The following is a 15,697-nucleotide window of genomic DNA, read 5'->3' as shown; positions in this document are numbered from 1 at the left end:
TTGGTGATCTCATATTCCGGTTTAGTTATGAAAAAGATGATCCTTTTATGCGGCGGCTTACTCTGTATGTATGGCGGCCTGTTTGCACAGAAAGCCCAATGGCAGCAACTTTTTAACGGCAAAGACCTGAAAGGCTGGAAGCAGCTGGGCGGCAATGCCCTATACGCGGCCCAAAACGGTGAAATCGTGGGTACAACCGTGTTGAGTACTCCCAACTCCTTCCTGGCTACCGAAAAAGTATATGGCGACTTTATCCTGGAACTGGAATTCAAGCTGGGTAAAGACTTTAATTCCGGTATACAGTTCCGGAGCCAAAGTGATCCTGGCTACCAGAATGGCCGGGTATATGGCTATCAGATGGAAATAGATCCTTCCGACCGTAAATGGAGCGGTGGTATATATGAAGAAGGGCGAAGAGGCTGGCAATATCCGATGGAGCTGAATCCCGCAGGGCAGCAGGCTTTCCGGAAAGAGGGCTGGAACAAATACCGTATTGAATGCCGCGGGCCGGAAATGCGCACCTGGGTTAACGGCGTACCTACTGCCCATGTGGTGGATACAGCTTTACCCAAAGGTTTCATTGCTTTACAGGTACATAACATTGGTAAAAATGCAGAAGATGCCGGTAAAAATATCTACTGGAAAAACCTCCGTATTATGGAAAATCCGGCGCCTTCACAATATTCCCCTTATGATCAGATTTATGTAGTCAACAATGTAGACAATACACTATCCAGTCAGGAAAAAAAGAATGGTTATCAACTACTGTGGGATGGTAAAACCACTAATGGCTGGCGGGGCGCCTATAAAAAATCTTTTCCGGACCAGGGTTGGATCATACAGGATGGCGTACTCACGATCCGCCATTCCGATGGTAATGAAGAGGGCAGTGGCGGAGATATTATTACGGAAAAAGAATATGCTGCCTTTGCATTGGAATTTTCTTTTAAACTCACGCCAGGAGCGAATAGCGGCGTAAAGTATTTTGTGAGTGAAAGCTATGAAACGGGGGGTAAATCTGCTATCGGGCTGGAGTACCAGGTACTGGATGATGAAAAACATCCCGACGCTAAATTAGGTCGCGATGGAAACCGCACATTGGCAAGTCTTTACGACCTCATGACAAGAAAACAGGAAAAACGTGCACTCAACCCTATTGGAGAATGGAACAAAGGTCGTATTATTGTGTATCCAAACAATCACGTGGAGCATTGGCTTAACGGATTCAAGGTACTGGAGTACGAAAGAGGATCCGCTTCATTCAAGGATCTGGTAGCTGCCAGTAAGTATAAAAACTGGAAGAATTTCGGTTTGTGGCCCGCAGGGCACATCCTTTTACAGGATCATGGTAATGAGGTTTCTTTCAAAAACATTCGCATCAAAGTATTGAAATAATATTATTTATCTTTTTTTTCATTGTTCACTGTTCTAAATAAGCATTCCGATTCTTCGGGATGCTTTTTTCTTTAGTAGCTGTCTCCTGCAGACAAACCGCATGGATTTACCAATTTTGCGCTGTAGATTTAATAAACAAACAACCCGTTACCAGTATGCATCTCTTACAACAAAAAAGCCGGTTCCTGCTCGGCGCAGTCTTACTATTCAGTGCCTGCCAGCCGAAAAACAGTGCACAGCAGTCCGCTGCCATGCAGGATTCCCTGCGTCACCTGGCGGCCCGCTACTATGAAGAAAGTATGGCCTTAAATCCATTACAAGCGACTTTCAATGGTGAAAATCAATATAATGATCAGTTGCCGATCGATATCAGTGAAGCCTTTCGCGCCAAAGCGGATTCATTTTATGCAGCATGGCAACAGACGCTGAAAAGCATTGATACTGCTGCTATCTCCGGCAACGACCGGATCACGTATGATATGCTGAAACGGGAATTTGATATCAACCGGGAAGGCTTAACTTTTCATGATCACCTCATGCCTGTACAACAGTTTACCTGCCTGCCCATTACCTTAGCCCAATTAGGTTCCGGCAGCAGTGCACAACCGTTTAAAACAGACAAGGATTACCGCAACTTCATCCATCGGATGGAACGTTTTGCTATATGGACAGATACGGCTATTGCCAATATGCGCCGGGGTATTGCCACGGGTTATGTGTTGCCAAAAAGTCTGGTAGTAAAAGTGATTCCGCAAATGAAAGACCTGGCCACCAACAAGGCAGACAATATTTTCTTTGCTCCGTTGAAAAAAATGCCGGACTCTCTCGATGCCAATGCCCTGGGGCTGCTGGCCAAAGATTATAAAACGGCGGTGGAAACGTATATCCTGCCTTCCTACGCTAAACTGCAACAATTCCTGCAAACAGAATACCTGCCTAAAGCCCGCAGCACCAGCGGTATTGGCGGTATTCCCGATGGCCAGGCATACTATAATTACCTGATCCGTTCCTGGACAACTACCTCACCGTCTCCGGAAGCAGTATATGCCACCGGCGAACAGGAAGTGGCCCGCATCCGGGGAGAAATGGAGACCGTGAAAAACAGCACCGGTTTCAAAGGCGACCTCGCCGCTTTCTTCAATCAGGTACGCAACGATAAGCACCTGCGCATTTTTGCTACGCCGGCCGCGATCCTCGATTCGTTTAAAGCTATCGAGCATAAGATCATGCCGGGTGTGAAAAAAATGTATGGTCATCTCCCGAAAACAAAATTTGAGATCAGACAAACAGAAGCCTACCGGGCTGCTTCTGCTTCCGCAGAATACCAGCAGGGTAGTGCAGATGGTACCCGGCCTGGTGTATTTTATGTGCCGATTCTTGATGCTAAAACCTTCCCTTATTCCGGTATGGAGTGTTTATTCCTGCACGAAGCCATTCCGGGGCATCACTTCCAGATTTCCCTGCAACAGGAAAACGATTCGCTGCCTAAATTCCGCCGGTTCTCCTGGATAGGCGCCTATGGTGAAGGGTATGCCCTCTATTGTGAAAGTCTGGGTAAAGAACTGGGTTTATATAGCGATCCGTATATGTACTTCGGCCGGCTGACCGATGAAATACACCGCGCCATCCGCCTGGTGGTAGATGCCGGTTTACATGCCAAAGGCTGGACCCGTGAGCAGGCCATCAAATACATGATGGAGAATGAACCCCTTTCTGAGGCGGAAGCCATCGCTGAAATTGAGCGTTATATGGCGATTCCGGGCCAGGCACTTTCCTACAAAACCGGAGAACTGAAAATACAGGAACTGCGCAGGAAGTATACGAAGGAACTGGGCGACCGGTTTAACCTCGCTTCTTTCCATGATGAACTGCTGAAAGATGGTTGTGTACCGCTTTCTATCCTGGAAGAAAAAATGGCGCGATGGAGCAGCCAGGTGAAATAACCGATAGTTACTTGTTATTATACGCCCTGTTTTCTTTCCGAAAACAGGGCATTTTTCTTCGTATTCCTTCATTCCCTCTTACCTTATAGACTAACAATAAATATAATATCTTGTTATCGCCCATAACTTATAGTTATCCTACTTATTTGTCTACGGAATAATGTTAGCCTATTTTTGATTACCTGTAATTTTTTTTAACCAACCACGCACCAACCAGTTGCACGTACGTTCCCGGAGGGACGAATAAGATGGGATATTTACAACAAACAGAATACCTGTCGGTATTACTGATAGGCTTAGTAGTAGGGTATTTATCGGGTTTATTGGGGAAAGGTGGCAGTGCCATCAGTACGCCTGCCTTGCAGATTTTTGCAGGGGTAAATCCCTTCTTTGCCCTGGCATCGCCGTTACCCGCTTCCATTACCAGTACCTTATCGGCAACAGCAGTTTACAGTAAGGAAAAATTATTCAACAAACGGGTGATCCTGATATGTGCCGCGCTGGGCGTACCGGCTACAGTACTTGGTTCCTGGTGCAGCAGTTATCTGCCAGGTAAAACCCTCATGATATTAACCGCACTTTTTATTATTACCATTGGCATTTCCCTGTTATATGCCTTCCTGCGCCGGAAACCCATGCCGGATACACCGGTGGCTACAGTTGCTTCCATACCGGCCAGACAGCTGCTGACAGCCGCCCTGGGTATCGGATTTTTAGCCGGGTTGCTGGCCAATGCCGGTGGTATATTATTCAGCTCCTTTTTTATCAAGCAGTTAAAGATGCCTATCAAACAGGCCCTGGCCTGTGCAGTGGTATTGTCCGCTATTCTTTCGGTACCGGGCGCTTTAACGCATTGGTGGCTGGGTCATATAGACTGGAATATCGCATTGCTGCTGTCGCTCACCGCTTTTCCGGCTTCTTACCTGGGTGCAAAAACAGCCGTTAAAATGAAGACGCCTGCGTTGGAAAAGTTATTTGCCCTGACGCTCATCGTATTTGGCTTGTACGACATCTTTTTTACCCTCTGGAAATAATCAGGCGTCCATCCTCATCTTATTGATCGCATCCTGTTCCTGGGGCGGCAACGTGCTTTTAATCAGCTCGTAGGCATTGTGCAGGAAAGCATCCAACTCCGTTTCCGGCAGGAGACTTTCTCCTTTCAGCTGTACCCAGTGATACCGGGCCAGGTGAGGCGCGGGCACAATTTCCGGCCGGTTGATCAGCTGATGGAACTGTGTCGGACTGCATTTAAAAGATACCCGATGTGGCGGGTCCAGGGATATCATACAGAAGAGCTTTTCTCCAACAAAGAAACGCAGTTCATTATCCCACTTCTTCTCAGTGCTGACAGCCGGCAACGAGCGGCACAAGTCAAGGGTATGATCGAACATAGCAGCAGGTTTTTTAAATTAATTGTAATAGACATGTCTATGCATGTGATGTTGTCATAGCATACAAGCGCCTGTTCATATGCGACCATATATTGCAGGCGTGGTTAACGTTATTTTTTGCTGTAAATAGTGAATGAAACTGCTTTATAAAAATAGGGAATAAAATGCAGAAAATAACAGACAGGAACAGACCGCAGGCGGCAATCTCCTGTAAGCAGGGGGTTAGCGATATTTTTTAATGGAAACTTAATTTTTTGCCGCTTAAATTAAACAAAATGCGGCCGCAGCGCCTGCTGCCGGAGCATCTGCCGGACAGCAAATACCGGCAGCAGGCAATTGATCAAATGATAGGTATCCAACCTTTTTCATAGGATCTACGCCACATTTTCATGGCTTCTGCATCATGCAGGATATGACCATTTGCCGGATCCGTATGCAGCACCCGGCCGGTACGTTGTGCTATATTGCCCAGCAGGCAAAGTAACGTACTCCGGTAACCACTGCTGATATCCGAATGAAGGGTATCATTTCCCCGGATACTTTCCAGGAAATTACTGATGTGTACCGCGTCGTAAAACTCACCGGCCGGACTCACGGTATTGACTACACTCCGTTCGGCATTGGCCGCCTGTTTTACTTCTTTCACCACTTTATTTTTGGTATCCAGGATCTTGTAGTGATCGCCGCCGCTGTTATATAAACTACCGTTTTCGCCAAAGAGGGCAAATCCACGGCTACTGCCTTCTAGGTTAAAAGGACTGCAGCTGCGGCCTTCCCAGGCAACCGCTTTCCCACCTTCAAATTCGAACTGCAGCGTTTGTGTATCCGGTGTTTCCCAGTCGTCTTTGGGATAGGCATACCGGCCGCCCGCCGAGGTTACTTTTATAGGGAAATCCAGGTCCATAAACCAGCGTAAACAATCCAGTTCATGGGTAGCATTGTTACAGGTTTCGGAGGTGCCCCAATGCCAGCGCCAATGCCAGTTGTAGTGCACAATGTTATCAAGATAATCCATGCGGGGGGCAGGCCCCTGCCACAGGTTCCAGTCGAGTGTACCCGGTACTGCTATTTTTTTGCCGGTACCTATCGGTGCGCGGTTATTTACATACCATCCCCGGCCATAGTATACTTTGCCCAGGATGCCGTCTTCTTTTACCTCTTTTACTGCCTGTTGCAGATTAGGCCAGGACCGGCGCTGATTACCCATTTGTATGAGCCGGTTATACTTTCTGGCGGCAGCTACCAGCCATTCTCCTTCCTGCGGGTTGTGGGCACAGGGTTTTTCCACATATACGTGTTTACCAGCTGCGGCGGCCATGATGGCTGCCGGGGCGTGCCAGTGATCCGGCGCCGCGATGAACAGGGCGTCAAAGTCACGCTGTTCCAGCAGTTTACGGATATCCTTGATGACGGTTGGTTTGCGGGACTGTACACTGGCCACTGCTTTTAATCCTTTTGCGATGGCTTCATCTTCCACATCGCAGATGTAGCCGATTTCTGCTCCCGGTAGCCGCGCGGCGACCTGCGCCAGCCAGTTGCCGCGGGAGTTTACCCCCATTACGGCCAGCACCAGTTTGTTGCCGGGTGCACTTTTACCAAAAACAGGAAAATTGAGCAGGGTGATACCTGTTCCTAAACCAGCCATAGAAGCGGTTTTTATAAAATCTCTTCTTTTCATAACGGACTTCTTTGTTTACTGTTCTGCTTTTTATATTGCTGACAACACGGGAAATAACAATCGGTTGCATGAAAATAGAAAAATAAATCAGTGTTTACTATTTTTTTTGAAGCAGGAAAGTTGTCCAAAATAGCGGCTATAACTGGAACGGATATACGTAAATTGACTCGCAGCAAAAAAAACATCAGCTGTATTTATAACAGCTGATGTTGCATAATTTTTTATAAACAGGGATAATAATCAGGTGGTAGTTGTACCAGTGAGATGGTTCCACATGGCATCATATACTTCTGTAGCCAGCAGCGTATCTTTACCCAGTGGCGCCGGGCTGATAATCAGCGGATGCCAGGCAGGATCTTTCTCCAGCCGGCCATGAGAACCTTTTATCAGGGTGGCATCCAATGGAATTACGTCCATCAGGTACCGGAAGCCCAGTTTCTTTTTTATCAGTTTGCCAATTACTTTCAGCTTCACCAGCGGATCTGCAGGATTCAGGAACATCTCAGCAGGATCATAACCCGGCTTCCTGAAAATCTCCACAATACGGGCAAAATCCGGGGCTTTCTGATCATCTTCCCAATAGTAATAGGTAAACCAGCTGTTGGCATCTGCTACGGCTACCAGCTCCCCGCTACGTTCGTGATGCAGGTGATGTTCTTTTTTTCCTTCCCGGTCGAGTACCAGTTCTATACCCGGTGTATTTTCCAGGATACTGCGTACCTGCTTATAACAGGCAGGATCGTTGATATAAATATGCGCTATCTGATGATCTGCTACTGCAAAGGCTTTCGAAGCGCCTGCATCCAGCAGTTCCAGTCCTCTTTCTATCCGCAGCGATAATAATCCGGCCGCTCTTAACAACCGGTTAATATGTATAGGCTGATGTACATTGGTAATACCATATTCTGATAATATCAATGGATCACAGTTTTTTTGCTGGTAGTAGGTGATGAGCTGTTTGCAAATTTCATCCATCTCGCCTATCTCTTTTCCGTTACGTGCCATATCCTGCCCGAACTTCTGCTGGCAGTAATCCAGCAATGGCAGATAAATCAGCGTTAAAGTCGGATCATACAATTTATCTGTGATGATCGCGGCATCAGCTATCCATTGGGATGATTTTGCATTGGCAGTAGGGCCCCAGTAATTAAACAAGGGGAAAGGTCCCAGTTCACGCACCAGGTGATCGCGGAGGGTATCCGGCGTGGTGTAACAATCCGGAATTTTGCGGCCATCGGAAAGATAATTCGGACGTGGTGTAAGCGAGTAATCCACATTCGCATACATATTGTACCACCAGCACATTTGCGAGCAGGTAAAAGCAGGGTCCAGTTTCCGGGCTTTATCCCATATTTTGGGTGCGTCTACCAGTTTATTGGATTGTTTCCAGAATTTAATTTCAGCATCTGTGCGGTCGTACCAGCCGTTGCCCACAATACCATGTTCACTGGGCCATTGGCCGGTCAGATAAGTGCTTTGTACAGCCGTGGTCACAGCCGGCAACATAGGTGCTATGGTAGCCATATGCCGCTGCCGGGAGTAAGCCTTCAGAAAAGGCATGTGCTCCAATACGGAGGGGGAAAGTCCCACTACATCAATAACAACTGTCTTTCTCATAGATTCAATCACCGTTACATTTCCGGTATAAAGCTATAATTACATCGTCACAATTCCAACTGTTGCCACTATTCGCCGTGGTTTTACAGCTGTTGTTTAATCCAGTTCAACTCACGGGATACGGAGTCTGATATTTCCAGTTTCAGGTTTGCCGGCAGCACATCCCAGGTGTAGGTTTCTGCTTCCAGGTGTGCTGTAAAGGGCTGCTGTTGCTGTAATGCCAGTACCTCGCGGATATCATCCTGTGTGGATTGCAACACATCAAAACGTTCCAGGAAAAGCGGCACATGAAAATGCGAACGCCATTCCACCACGTCGTGGTTATCCACATCCGTTAATGCCTGGGGCAAATCGGGATAGTGTATATATTGTCCGTTTGTTTTTCTGCCAATTACCTGATGCAGATAAACCGGTTCGTTGAACTGCCGGAACGCATCTGTAATGGTTGTCCGGGCCGCCGTTCCCACTGGTGGCAGGTCTGCTTTCAGCGCAGCGCTGATCTGCAGTTTACCGACTTTTAAACCATGTTGCTGTAAGTGTGCCAGCACCTTTGCAGGCGGCTCATATACCAGTGCAAAATGGCAGACATCATAACACAATTGCAGGTGTGTTTTAATCACGTCTGCAGCTATCTCCGGTGTTACCTGTAATTTATCCTGTATAAATGGAATACCCAGTGGTAACAGGTGATCTGTAAACCACTGTATATATTCTGTGCTGTTTTCCAGTAAGCCATCCGGCTCCGGTTCTATATCCAGGTGCATCAGCGGGCCGCCACTGCGGTGTATGCGCGCCAGCTGTGCGATCACTTCCAGTATATTCAGCGTGGCACTTTCTACAGTGGCCAATCGTTCTTCCTCACAGCGGTTACACCAGTATTTGTAAGACAGGGGCGCTGTGGAAATACCTCCTTCGAGTGCTGGTGGCAACAACGCCGCCAATATGCGAAACAGGCGGATCGTATAGGCTACCCGGTCGGCGCTGGTCCAATCGGGTGCATGTACCTGGTCTTTTACCACGGTATGATGAAACCCGCCATACGGAAAACCATTCATGGTAAACACATAACAGTTCTCTGCCTGCAGCCATGCTTTGAAAGCCTCCAGATTAGCCTCCTTCGCCAGTTCCAGGCTGGCGGTATTGGCGAGTCTTAAACCGATACCAAACGGCTGATCCGGCGATACCTGCCGTTTTACCGCAGGGATATAGGTTTTAAGCTGGGCAAAATGATCCTGCCAGTTTTCGCCCGGATGAATATTAGTACAATAAGTCAGGTGCCCGACGGATGTTTTCATGATTGATTTTTTTTGCAGATGTCCACGGCTTTGTATAACAGCTCCAGGTCCAGTTCGTGCACTTCTTCACCTTTTCCGATAGCACGCAGTAACGTGATGGTGAGCCGGCCCCCCAGGTGTTCCCGGAATTCCTCCAGTCCGGCGATCACCGGAGAAGGCCCACCCGCCTGTTTTTCCAGGAGCGGATGCCAGATAGGTTGCTGCATTTTCTTTAACAGCTGCAAAATACGTTTCATCGCCGGTTCATCCAGCCAACCTAACAGGAAAGCATATACGCTATCTAATGCAATACCAATAGCTACTGCTTCTCCATGTCTTAATTCAAAATGCGTGAGTTGCTCCAGTTTATGGGCGCTCCAGTGTCCGAAGTCGAGCGGGCGCGAAGAACCACTTTCAAAAGGATCGCCTCCACCGATATGTTGCAGGTGCAATGCTGCACATTGATAAATCAGGTATTGCATATCGGCCATATTCCCGCCGGCCAATGCATCCGCATGTGTTTCCATCCATTCAAAGAAGGGGGCGTCTTTAATCAGCGCCACTTTCACGGCTTCCACCATACCGGCACACCAATCGCGCGCCTGCAGGGTAGTCAGGAAAGCTTCATCGTTGAACACAGCGGCAGGTGGTGCAAAGGAGCCGAGGAAATTCTTTTTCCCTTTATAATTCACCCCATTTTTTACACCGATGCCGGAATCATTTTGCGACAATACGGTAGTGGGTATACGTATATGTTTCACCCCTCTGTGGGAAATGGCGGCGGCAAATCCTACCAGGTCCAGTAATGAACCTCCGCCGATTCCTATCACATAGGAATGCCGGTCAATTTTATATTGGTCGATGGCATCTACCAGTCTGAATAATAATGCGTCGTCATTTTTCACCTGTTCTCCACCGGGCACCGTGATCATTTCCGGTACCAGCTGAAAGCCTGGTATCGCACTTAAGCAGGTATGAATTTGTTGCTTCAGTAGCGGGTGATGGGCCAGCATGCCCTCATCCAGTACGATCAGTAATTTCTTTTGAAACGCGGGATCGGCAACAGCCGACAAAAAACCAGTTAAGCGGGTGTTGGCAGATTCAAACAGGTTGCGGGTAAAAAAGACCTCATAGGAAAAGCGTACGTTGAAACTTTGTTGAAGATATTGCATGGCTAATTACACGATCATCTGGCTAAAAAAACATATCCTTTAAATGTACTGATAAAAATGTAAATTTTATGTGAGGGGCTGAAAAAGAAAAAAGGCTCCGTGAGGGGAGCCTGGTTTTTGGGGTTATATAGTCGGAGCATTGTAGTAGTACAAAGTAATTACCTTTTTTTCCTTTTTGAAACAGTATAAACCTATAATTTTAAAATTGCGTATTTATACGGACTCACTGCGGTTTTTACCACAAAGCCTTATCAATAAAGGAGTTACAGACTACAAGAAAAAAAACATCATAAATCTGTCTCATTCTTTTGCACACCTGTTGTTTTTCAAAAAGAAATCAGGACCTTTATAGTGCTGTGAAATGCTGGTTAATTACAACAGTCAATTTGCAGTATGATAAAAATTGTTTGTATAAATAAAGAACGGTAATCCCCTATTCCTTAACCCTGTAACATCAAATAGCAATTACATATCTTTTGTTGCCTTACAGCATGGTTATTAACCGTTGCATGCGGTTGGAACTCAGTAGCTGCTGACTATCCGGTATCGTTGATAATGTATACGACCCAATAAAACCACATTATTCACATAAGTGTATAAATGATGCTTAACCGTTGGTTTTGTATTTGTTATGTTATCCTTAGCAGCCAAATGACTGCGCTATGTATCCCTCAACAGCCAGGCATACGGCCGGCCATGCTCATTCCTGCTCCCAACGCATCCAAAGTGGTGGTTACCGACACGGTTGCTGCTTCCTTTCCAGCTGTATCTGCCAGAGCGCCGGGATACACCCGTGGTATCGCTGGTTTTGCCCATCGGTACCTGCAGGCGCCGGACATCCCTCATACCGGTTACCTGGTATTAAATCAGGTATACCAGGCTTTCCATATGCTCCAGCGTTGGGATACGCTGGCCGGCAATGCCGCACATACCTACCGGCCATCCGGCAACTTACCGGCTGCTACCGCGCATTATTTATTGGCGCTGCAACAGGCGGAAAAAGCCGGCGACAACCTGTTTGCCGGCGCCATGACCAACTACCTCGCGACAGTTTTTATCACCCTGCAGGATTACCGGAAAGCATATGATTACGCAGGTAATGCCTACCGGCATGGCAGCAGCATCCACAGCAAACCACAGATGGCGGCAGCCCTTATCAGCATGGGGCATTGTGCCATGCAGCTGCAAACCAACCAGTCGGGGGAAAGCTATTTCCGACAAGCTATTCAGCTGGGAAGGGAATCCGGCGACAGCACCCTGATACTGGAAGGCCTGATTCATCTGGCCCAGATGTATAGCCGGCAGGCAGCTCCCACTATTGCACTCGCCACCTATCACAGTGCGTGGGCTGTTGCACAACATGATCCCGCCAGCCCTTACCTGGCCAGCATTTATCTGGGCTTTGGTCAGCAATTGCTGCAACTCCGCCAATATGCAGCTGCCACCCGTTACATCGATCAGGCCATTGGCCTCGCGCAACAGCAACCTGCCGGCGAGGTGTTGCTACAGGCCTATCTTGCCGCATCAGAGCTGAAAGCTGCCCGTCAACAGTATGCGGCAGCCTTTGCGTTACGCAAGACCTATGAACACCTGCATGATTCTTTAACCGGTGATGTCACCCGTAAAAATGTACAGCAGCTGGAGATACAATACCAGTCTGAGAAAAAAGACCGCGACCTGGCAGAGAAAAAATTGCTGCTGACACAAAAGGATTTATTGCTGCAACAGAAAAACCTGTGGCTCATTTTATTTCTCATTGGTCTCATTCTCTTACTGGTAGTTGTTTTCGTAGTATGGCAACGGTTCCGGCACCGGTATCGCCTGCAACAACAACAGCTGCAAACCCTGGAAGCCGCCAAAGCATTGCAGGTACTGGAGGCGCTGATGCAGGGAGAAGAAAAAGAAAGAGAACGGCTTTCCCGCGACCTCCATGATGGCATCGGCGGTATGCTATCCGCCGTAAAAATGCATTTCAGTGCGCTCCGGCAGGAACATACCTGTTTACAGGAAAATGGCGCTTATCTGCACACCCTGCACATGCTGGACAATGCCATCGGGGAAGTACGTAAAACCGCCCATAACCTGATGCCGGAAGTGTTGAACAGCATGGGACTGGCCAATGCGCTGGCATTCTTCTGTAACAATGTCAGTCATCACAGGCAACTGGATGTCCGTTTTTATACAGACGGGCGGCTGCAACGATTTAAAGCCGGCTTTGAATTATCTGTATACCGTATCGTACAGGAACTGGTCAATAACATTATCAAACACGCACATGCCACCACAGCAATTGTTCAGATTACACAACACCGGGAACTTTTGAGCATAACCGTAGAAGACAATGGCCGGGGATTCCGGCAGCAGGCAGCTGAATACACCGGAATGGGCCTGCACCACCTTGCCTCCCGGATCACCGCCTTAAATGGCACCCTCGACATGACCACAGTGGCAGACCAAGGCACCACTGTTTACATGGAATTCAATGTAGCCGTTATGCAACCATTGGAGTTGTAACCATTAATACTTATGAACATGCAAATTAAACTGGCTATTACCGACGATCACCTGCTGGTTATCAGTGGCCTCAAGGCCATGCTGGCACCATATCCTCACATATCTGTTGTTTACGAAAGCAATATGGCCGCTACCTTGCTGAAAGCATTGGATGCGGTACATCCTGATGTACTGTTACTCGATATACAAATGCCGGAAATCAACGGCGTAGAACTATGTAAACAGGTACACAAAATTCACCCCCAGGTAAAGATCCTCGCTTTCACCAATTTCATGGAATCACATTACGTGAAACAAATGCTGCGCAACGGCGCTACCGGCTACCTGCTTAAAAATACGGACCAGCAAACCCTCATACACGCTATTGAACAAGTTAATGCCGGCGAACAATTCCTGGACAGTACCCTCAAAACAGCATTATTACATGAAATGATTACCGGTCAGAAACAAACCGGTTACGATATTATTCTTACGCGGAGAGAAAAAGAAATCCTGCAGCTCATCGCCAATGAACATTCCAATCAGGAAATTGCAGAAATGCTCTATATCAGTTTACGTACAGTAGAAACACACCGGTTAAACCTCACCCAGAAGTTAGGTGTAAAAAACACGGCCGGACTGGTAAAAGCAGCCATGCGACGGGGATTGATAGATTAAATAACAACAACTGACACCTGCTGTTTTTATACCATGATAGCGTATAAAAACAGCAGGTATGCACTTTATCCGTGATCAGGTAATCGCAAATAATTTACCCAGTCCGATAGACACAGGTAACAACAACAATACAGACAAGGCAAAAGGTACCTGTGCGAAAGCGGCTACCCAGGCGGCATTCATCACGATGAGCGCAATGATACCTGCTTTTACTGCCTTCCCGATATTGGGGCCTACCGGATTTTTGAATGCTTTGATCAATGGAATATTTATCATCGCAGCAAAAAACAGGATAAAGGGGAGAGCGGTCCACAGCCTGTGATGCAGGAATGCCAATACGCCCATGGCAATATATACAGCGGCATAACATATCGCTGTAATACGGATATTCTTAGCCGTACCACCATGTACTTCGCCCCGGCTGATATTGGTAACGGCAGCAATATATACCACCGGAATACATCCCATCCACCAGTATTTTTCCAGGGCATCCGGTACTATACTGATACCCAGCAATAGGTTCAGCCCACGGCAAAGGCCCATATTCAGTGGCCCCAGGAAAGCATGGTGTTTTCCCCACCGGTTATATACCAGGGCACTCACCGCAATGCCAATGGCCAGCCAACCGGAATAGCCTCCCAGACGGCCCACGGCGAAAGCAGACAGGATGCCTACCAATAACAAATAAGATCCCAGTATGATACCCTGCGTTTTAGAGATAATACCGCTGGGAATAGGTCTTTCCGGGCGTTCCGTTGCGTCCAGTGTTGCATCAAATACATCATTGAATACGACACCGCCGCCATATAATCCCATAGTAGCCAGACATAGGCAGACTACCGGAAGTGTGAAATCAAGTGTATATACTTCAAAGTTCACATTTATAAAATATCCGGAGATAGCGATACCCGCCAGTATATCTGCAATAGCAGTAATGATATTGGCTGGTCGCATCAGTCGCAGATATCCTATTAATTTGCTAACAATATAACTCACCGCGTAATCAGGTTTTCATGGTTCAATTGCCAGCAGTTATTAACTGTTGGGATTTTACCGAATGATGGTTGTGTTTTTATCGACTCTGGGCTGTTGCCCGCCGCGCAAAATTGTACTCCCGTTAAATTTTTCGCGCTGATCAATATTTCCCGCGATGTTAAAGTCATCTTCATTTATCTGACCACTTTGCGCAAATGCAGTGACAGCATTGCTGTAAGTTACCAAATGAATATCATTCAAGTCAATACCACTTTCGTGCATTAAAGCAGCCGTTTTGGGTACTGCCAGCGGATCGCTGATTCCCCAGTCTGCGGCGGAGTTGACCATGATACGTTCGCTCCCGTACTGCTGTACGATAGCCACCATGCGCTCATTTCCCATTTTGGTAAAAGGGTAGATGGTAAATGCAGCCCAGAAGCCGCGATCCAGCACTTCTTTAACGGTTTCCTCATTATTATGATCTACAATGATCATGTGAGGCGGCAGCCCATGTTCCAGGGCAATGTCCATACTACGTTGTGTACCTCTTTTTTTATCGCGGTGCGGGGTATGGATCTGCACCGGTAATCCGGCTTCCTTCGCCAGCTCCAGCTGTGCGCGATAATACTTTTCTTCCAGCGGGGTCTGGTCATCGAAACCGATTTCACCTACCCCTACGACACCTTCTTTATAAATAAACTGAGGCAGTATTTCCATCACGGCTTCTGCGAGCGCTTCGTTATTGGCTTCCTTGGAATTGAGTCCGATGGTACAATAATGTTTGATACCAAACTGAGAAGCCCGGAAACGTTCCCACCCCAGCAGGCTGCTGAAATAATCGCGGAAAGTATCAATGCCGGTACGTGGTTGTCCCAGCCAGAAAGCCGGTTCAATAAGCGCGACTACGCCGGCATCGGCCATCGCCTGATAGTCGTCGGTAGTACGGGCAGACATATGTACATGCGGATCAAAGAAACGCATGCCTTTTATTTTATCAAGATACGCCGGTGTATAAGGTAATGGCTGAAGATCTTTTTCTGTTAAGTCATGGATACCGCACATAACATTCGGATTTAGATGA

The 15,697-nt window shown here is 47.4% G+C and carries 12 protein-coding genes; 5 read left to right on the top strand and 7 right to left on the bottom strand.

The annotated features are described in order from the left end of the window. Positions 1–27 precede the first annotated feature (27 nt). From OL444_RS06510 to OL444_RS06500, 3 genes are all read left to right on the top strand, one after another. Entirely contained in the window at positions 28–1,395 is a 1,368-nt protein-coding gene (locus OL444_RS06510; protein WP_264734034.1) for a 3-keto-disaccharide hydrolase, read from the top strand. 155 nt (positions 1,396–1,550) lie between these two features. After that, positions 1,551–3,338, top strand: coding sequence for a DUF885 domain-containing protein (locus tag OL444_RS06505; RefSeq protein WP_264734035.1), 1,788 nt, complete (start codon positions 1,551–1,553; stop codon positions 3,336–3,338). A 248-nt stretch (positions 3,339–3,586) separates the two neighbouring features. Next, positions 3,587–4,372, top strand: coding sequence for a sulfite exporter TauE/SafE family protein (locus OL444_RS06500; RefSeq protein ID WP_264734036.1), 786 nt, complete (start codon positions 3,587–3,589; stop codon positions 4,370–4,372). On the opposite strand, the gene OL444_RS06495 is transcribed toward OL444_RS06500, so the two are convergent. The 5 genes from OL444_RS06495 to OL444_RS06475 form a co-directional block, all read right to left on the bottom strand. Continuing rightward, entirely contained in the window at positions 4,373–4,729 is a 357-nt protein-coding gene (locus tag OL444_RS06495; RefSeq protein WP_264734037.1) for an MmcQ/YjbR family DNA-binding protein, read from the bottom strand. It lies immediately after the preceding gene. A 340-nt stretch (positions 4,730–5,069) separates the two neighbouring features. Next, positions 5,070–6,407 (bottom strand): Gfo/Idh/MocA family protein, encoded by a 1,338-nt coding sequence (locus tag OL444_RS06490; RefSeq protein WP_264734038.1) that lies wholly within the window; start codon positions 6,405–6,407, stop codon positions 5,070–5,072. Between the two features lie 240 nt (positions 6,408–6,647). Then, entirely contained in the window at positions 6,648–8,024 is a 1,377-nt protein-coding gene (locus OL444_RS06485; protein WP_264734039.1) for an alkaline phosphatase family protein, read from the bottom strand. A gap of 83 nt (positions 8,025–8,107) precedes the next feature. Next, the gene (gene eboE / locus OL444_RS06480) at positions 8,108–9,319 is read right to left on the bottom strand and encodes a metabolite traffic protein EboE (RefSeq protein ID WP_264734040.1); all 1,212 of its coding nucleotides are present in this window, start codon (positions 9,317–9,319) and stop codon (positions 8,108–8,110) included. After that, positions 9,316–10,470, bottom strand: coding sequence for a 3-dehydroquinate synthase (locus tag OL444_RS06475; RefSeq protein ID WP_264734041.1), 1,155 nt, complete (start codon positions 10,468–10,470; stop codon positions 9,316–9,318). The genes eboE and OL444_RS06475 overlap by 4 nt, the downstream gene beginning before the upstream one ends. Positions 10,471–11,121: 651 nt before the next feature. On the opposite strand from OL444_RS06475, the gene OL444_RS06470 reads away from it, so the two are divergent. Further along, positions 11,122–12,984, top strand: coding sequence for a tetratricopeptide repeat-containing sensor histidine kinase (locus OL444_RS06470; protein WP_264734042.1), 1,863 nt, complete (start codon positions 11,122–11,124; stop codon positions 12,982–12,984). Between the two features lie 12 nt (positions 12,985–12,996). After that, positions 12,997–13,641, top strand: a complete 645-nt coding sequence (locus OL444_RS06465) for a response regulator (protein ID WP_264752010.1) — start codon at positions 12,997–12,999, stop codon at positions 13,639–13,641. Between the two features lie 75 nt (positions 13,642–13,716). On the opposite strand, the gene eboC is transcribed toward OL444_RS06465, so the two are convergent. Beyond that, positions 13,717–14,595: a UbiA-like protein EboC gene (gene eboC, locus OL444_RS06460; RefSeq protein WP_264752009.1), complete on the bottom strand. Its 879-nt coding sequence runs from the start codon at positions 14,593–14,595 to the stop codon at positions 13,717–13,719. Positions 14,596–14,691: 96 nt separating this feature from the next. Beyond that, positions 14,692–15,678 (bottom strand): TatD family hydrolase, encoded by a 987-nt coding sequence (locus OL444_RS06455; protein WP_264734045.1) that lies wholly within the window; start codon positions 15,676–15,678, stop codon positions 14,692–14,694. Positions 15,679–15,697 lie beyond the last annotated feature (19 nt).

Source organism: Chitinophaga nivalis (assembly GCF_025989125.1).
GTDB classification, from domain to species: domain Bacteria; phylum Bacteroidota; class Bacteroidia; order Chitinophagales; family Chitinophagaceae; genus Chitinophaga; species Chitinophaga nivalis.
Note: the sequence above shows the minus strand (reverse complement) of the source record. Positions and strands in the feature narration are given on the sequence as shown.